This window comes from Thermocrispum sp. (genome assembly GCF_002919275.1).
Lineage (GTDB): Bacteria > Actinomycetota > Actinomycetes > Mycobacteriales > Pseudonocardiaceae > Thermocrispum > Thermocrispum agreste.
Window position 1 is genome coordinate 1 of the sequence record NZ_PKFA01000063.1, and the last position, 4,882, is coordinate 4,882.

Below are 4,882 nucleotides of genomic sequence, written 5' to 3' on the forward strand. Positions count from 1 at the left end.
CGCCGGAACACGGCGAGCTCCCGGTCACCGAACAGCTGCATCACCCGGCCAGGATGCGCACCTCACCATCGGGAAGCCGCCGCCACCAGTGGTGGTAACGCTGGAACATGGCGGGCTCCCGGTCACCGAGCAGCTGCATCAGCCGCTCGGCCTCGGCAGCCAGCCCTCGCCACGCCGACCTGGTCAACGGCCGGAAAGCGGTCGCCTCCACCGTTCCGTCCAGCACGCGCCAGACGCCCGCGACCTTGCCATCCACCAGCAGGGTCGGCAGCACGTCGCCGTTGACCCGGGTCACCACCTGGCGAAACTCCGGCGGGATCACCCGGCTGCGGTCGGCGTAGGCCAGCAGGAGGTTGTCCCACATCGGCAGCAGCCGCGGGGGCGCCGGCTCGTCCGGCGCGGGAATCCGCCCGCCGGGCACGTCGTACAGCACGACACCGTCCGGCCCGCGCAGGGTCACCAGCCGGTCCCCGAGCGCCCGCACGGCGTCCTTGACCCGGCTGCGCTGCACCAGGGCGAACTGCGCGATGTCGGCGACGCTTGCCGGGCCGAACGCGGCCAGATATCGGGGAACGACCTCCCGCAGGGCTGCCGCACACTGCTCCGCGGTCGCCCGCACCGGGCCTGCCGTGTCGGCCGCGGCGCGGTAGGCCGGACGCTGACCGAACGACCAGCCTCCTCCGGTCGGCTCGTGCACCAGCGGCGCGATCGCGCGCAGCGCCCGCCACACCCGCGAATGCCCTTCGCCGTCCAGCTGTTCGGCGAGCCATTTCTGCAGCTCCGTGCTCGTTCGCGGGCTCGACGCGAACTCCAGCAGCGCAGGCACCAACGCGTCCGTTTCCGCAGGGTCGCGCCCCGTCTCGAAGTACCGCTTGTCGAATGCGGCGCCCCGCAGGGTGGGCAGCGCCGCCACACGCAGCGTGGCATGGTCGTCTCGGTGCGCGGCGTGCAACGTGATGCGCACCAGCGTGGCTTTCACCAGCGTGCGCTGCTGGAACGCCCGGTCGACGGCCGCCGGGTCGAAGTCGCTGAGCCTGCTCGCCAATCCCACGTACACCGACTCCGGCTGCTGCGCCTGCACCGCGACCATCCGGCGCACGGCTTCCTCGACCGCGAGCGGCACGCGCTCGAGCAGGACCTGGCGGCTCAGCGAAGCGCGGGTCAGCTGTTCCGCCGAGACCTCGGCGGTGTCTTCGGCGGCGACGGTGTCGGACATGGGGCCGAGGGTACGGCCCACCCCCGACACGGTGGACGAAAAATTCCCACACGCTGGACGACGAACCGGGTACCGAGCACGCTATGGCAGAGCTTCCTTGTGCCGGATCACCCCGGCACCGCGAGCTACCCGGTCGAGCGCCGGCCCACCAGGCCGCGCCCGAGACGTCCGAGGAGAGAGAAGGATGAGACGTCGAAGCTTCCTGGCCGGAGCCGCTGGTGCGGCAGCCACCCCGCTCGTCACCAGTGCGAGCGCGGCGACCGCTGCCCCGGCGGGCCCACCAGGCCGCCCCCAGCACCGGGTGCTGCCCGGTGCCGACGTGCTGGCCGCCGAGGATTGGGCGGACCTGCGTGGCCAGAAGGTCGGGGTGATCACCAATCCGACCGGTGTCACCGGGACGCTGACCAGCATCGTCGACCAGATGCACGACTCGGGTTCGATCGACGTGGTGGCCGTGTTCGGCCCGGAACACGGATTCCGCGGCACCGGCCAGGCAGGTGACGGCGAGGGCGACCACGTCGACCCACGCACCGGGATCATGGTCTACGACGCCTACGGCGCCTCCGCGGCGAAGTTCACCGAGCTGTACCGCAAGTCCGGGGTGGAGACCGTGGTGTTCGACATCCAGGACGTGGGAGCGCGCTTCTACACCTACATTTGGCTGATGTACGAGGCGATGGCCGGCGCGGTCGGGTCGGACATCCGGTTCGTGGTGCTGGACCGCCCCAATCCGATCGGCGGAGACGTCCGCGGGCCGATGCTGCGCGAGGGCTTCCAGTCCGGGGTCGGCAAGCAGCCGATCCTCCAGCAGCACGGCATGACGGTCGGCGAGCTCGCCCGATTCTTCGACGCCGAGCTGCTGCCGGACACCGCCGGTGGCCGCCTCGGCAGGCTCGACGTGGTCCGCGTCCGCGGGTGGCGGCGCAGCATGCGATACGCCGACACCGGGTTGCCGTGGATCCTGCCCAGCCCGAACATGCCGACGCCGGACACCGCGCTGCTGTACCCGGGAACGTGCCTGTTCGAGGCGACCAACCTGTCCGAGGGCCGCGGCACGACCCGGCCGTTCGAGCTGATCGGCGCACCGTACGCGGACTACCGCTGGGCGCACGAGCTGGACCGGCTCGGGCTGCCCGGCGTCCGGTTCCGCGAGGCCTATTTCGCGCCGACGTTCAGCAAGTACGCCGGTGAGGTGTGCGCGGGTGTCCAGGTGCACATCGTCGACCCCAGGCGGGTCGAGGCGATCGCGGTGGCCACGCACATGATCGTCACTGCGAAGCGGCTCTACGATGCCTTCGACTGGCGAGCTGGCGACACCCCGCACGGGCGGTGGATCGACCTGCTCACCGGGTCGGACCGGTTCCGCACCATGGTCGACGGCGGAGCCACTGCGGAGGAGATCATCGCGGCCTGGCGCGACGAGCAAGCGGAGTTCGATCGTCGGCGCCGGCCCTATCTGCTGTACCGGGGATGACACGATGCGCAAGACACTCGCGCTGATGGTGGTGGCGGCGATGGCCTTGGGCGTGACGACGGCGCAAGCCGGGCCCGCCCCTGGGAACGCCGGCCGATACGACAGACCACTTCCGGGCTTCTCGCCCGCACACACCACGCTCACCGAAGCGCCACCGGAGGCCGTCGGGCTGGATCCGGAGCCGATCGAGAAGGCACTGGCCGCGGTCCGGGCCGCCACCGAAGCGCCCGGCGGCGAACTCCCGCTGCTGCCCGGCGCGGTGACGGTGCTCGGCCACCAGGGAAGGATCGTCGCCAAGGAGGCCACCGGCTGGGCGCTGCGTTACGCCGACGGCGAGGGCACCGAGCTGCCGGCGGACGAGCGGCTGCCGATGCGCACGGACACGATCTTCGACATGGCGTCGGTGTCCAAGCTGTTCACCTCGATCGTGGTGATGCAGCTGGTGGAGGCGGGCAAGGTCGAGCTGGACGCCCCGGTGGCCCGTTACGTGCCGGAGTTCGCCGAGAACGGCAAGGAAGCCGTGACCGTCCGGCAACTGCTGACCCACACCTCCGGCCTGCCCGCGTGGCTGCCGCTGTGGTCGCAGTACCCGGACGTCCCGTCCCGGCTGCGGGCCGCGCTGACCGCCGAGCCGGTCGCCGAGCCGGGCACCGCCTACGAGTACTCGGATCTGAACCTGATCGCGCTCGGCGTGCTGGCCGAGCGGGTCAGCGGCAAGCCGCTGGACGACCTGGTCGCCGACGGCATCACCGGCCCGCTCGGCATGCGCGACACCGGCTACAACCCGAGTCCCGCGCTGCGCGACCGGATCGCCGCCACCGAGTACCAGTCGACGCCGCCGCGCGGCATGGTGCACGGCGAGGTCCACGACGAGAACGCCTGGTCGCTGGGCGGTGTCGCGGGACACGCCGGCATCTTCTCCACCGCCGGGGACATGGCGGTGCTGGCCCAGGCGCTGCTCAACGGGGGCAGCTACGGCGGCAAGCGGATCCTGTCCCGGCGCAGCGTGGAGCTGATGATCACCAACTTCACGCCGGAGTTCCCCGGCGACGACCACGGCCTCGGCTTCGAGCTGAACCAGCGCTGGTACATGTCCGGGCTGGCCAGCCCGCGCACCGCGGGCCACACCGGCTTCACCGGGACCTCGCTGGTGATCGACTTCCCGTCGCGCTCGTTCGCCATCCTGCTGACCAACCGGGTCCACCCGACCCGCACCAGGGGCAGCATCAACCAGGTCCGGCGCGACGTCGCACAAGGGCTGGCGGAGGCGCTGGCCGTGCGTCCCCGGCACGGCCGCGACGCGTGGTTCTCCGGTGTCGCTCCCGACACCACGGCCACGTTGGACGCCCCGGTGACCGTCCCGGCCACCGGTGCCCGACTGGGTTTCGACCTGTTCATCGACCTGGAATCCACCGAGTCGCTGTTCCTGGAGACGTCCACCGACTCGGGCCGGACGTGGTCGCCCGTGCCGTTCACGGTGTACGACCGGGGCACGGCCACGCACACTGACGGGTCGTACACCGACAGCGGCAAGCGCCGGTGGATGCGAGTCCGCGCCCAGCTCGAGGGCGGCGACCGGATCGTTCGCTGGCGGTCGGTGACCGATGCGACGGAGGCGGGCCGAGGCGTCTTCGTGGACGGGATCCGGGTGACCGCCGGGCCGAAGGTCCTGCTCGACGCGGAGCGCCACCCCGAAGTGCTCACCGCGGACGGCTGGCGGGCCGTCGAGCGCTGATCCCGGCGGGTCTCGCGCCACGAGACGGCAGACCGCCGGGCGCTGACACGCGCCCGCCATGTGATCCGGCGGCAGGTCGTCGAGCAACGACATATCACCCGCGGGTCCAGCCAGGTCCGCCGGCACCGCAGCCGCACGTCGGCCCGGTGGGGGCCAGGTGGAGCTCAAGGGCACAATCGTGAACGTGCCGCACACGCCTGGCCTCGCCGCAGCGTGCTGCTTCGCGGTGTCGACACGACGTGCTACCTCGTTGTGCGCGAGCGCACGTGACGCGCCCACGCAACGGCCGACACCCACTCGCGCACCAGCCCGCGCACACGACCCGCACCCAGGTCGCTGCCACGCGCACACAAACGACCGACACCCGGGTCGCCGCCACGCGCACGCAAACGGCCGACATCCACGTTGCCGCACGAGCCCACGCAACGACCGGCATCCACGTCGCGCACCAGCCCGC

General features: G+C 71.7%; 3 protein-coding genes. 2 read left to right on the forward strand and 1 reads right to left on the reverse strand.

What is annotated here, in order from left to right; all coding sequences use genetic code 11:
• Nucleotides 1–40: 40 nt before the first annotated feature.
• Entirely contained in the window at nucleotides 41–1,216 is a 1,176-nt protein-coding gene (locus tag CXP56_RS16625) for a winged helix DNA-binding domain-containing protein (protein ID WP_038045035.1), read from the reverse strand.
• A 184-nt stretch (nucleotides 1,217–1,400) separates the two neighbouring features.
• Here CXP56_RS16625 and CXP56_RS16630 point away from each other — a divergent pair, with 184 nt between their 5' ends.
• A complete protein-coding gene (locus CXP56_RS16630; RefSeq protein ID WP_028847771.1) occupies nucleotides 1,401–2,690 on the forward strand; it encodes an exo-beta-N-acetylmuramidase NamZ family protein in 1,290 nt (429 codons plus the stop codon).
• Nucleotides 2,691–2,694: 4 nt separating this feature from the next.
• Nucleotides 2,695–4,425 carry a serine hydrolase domain-containing protein gene (locus CXP56_RS16635; protein ID WP_286901854.1) on the forward strand — a complete coding sequence of 577 codons (1,731 nt, stop codon included), beginning with the start codon at nucleotides 2,695–2,697 and terminating at the stop codon, nucleotides 4,423–4,425.
• The last annotated feature ends 457 nt before the right edge of the window (nucleotides 4,426–4,882 follow it).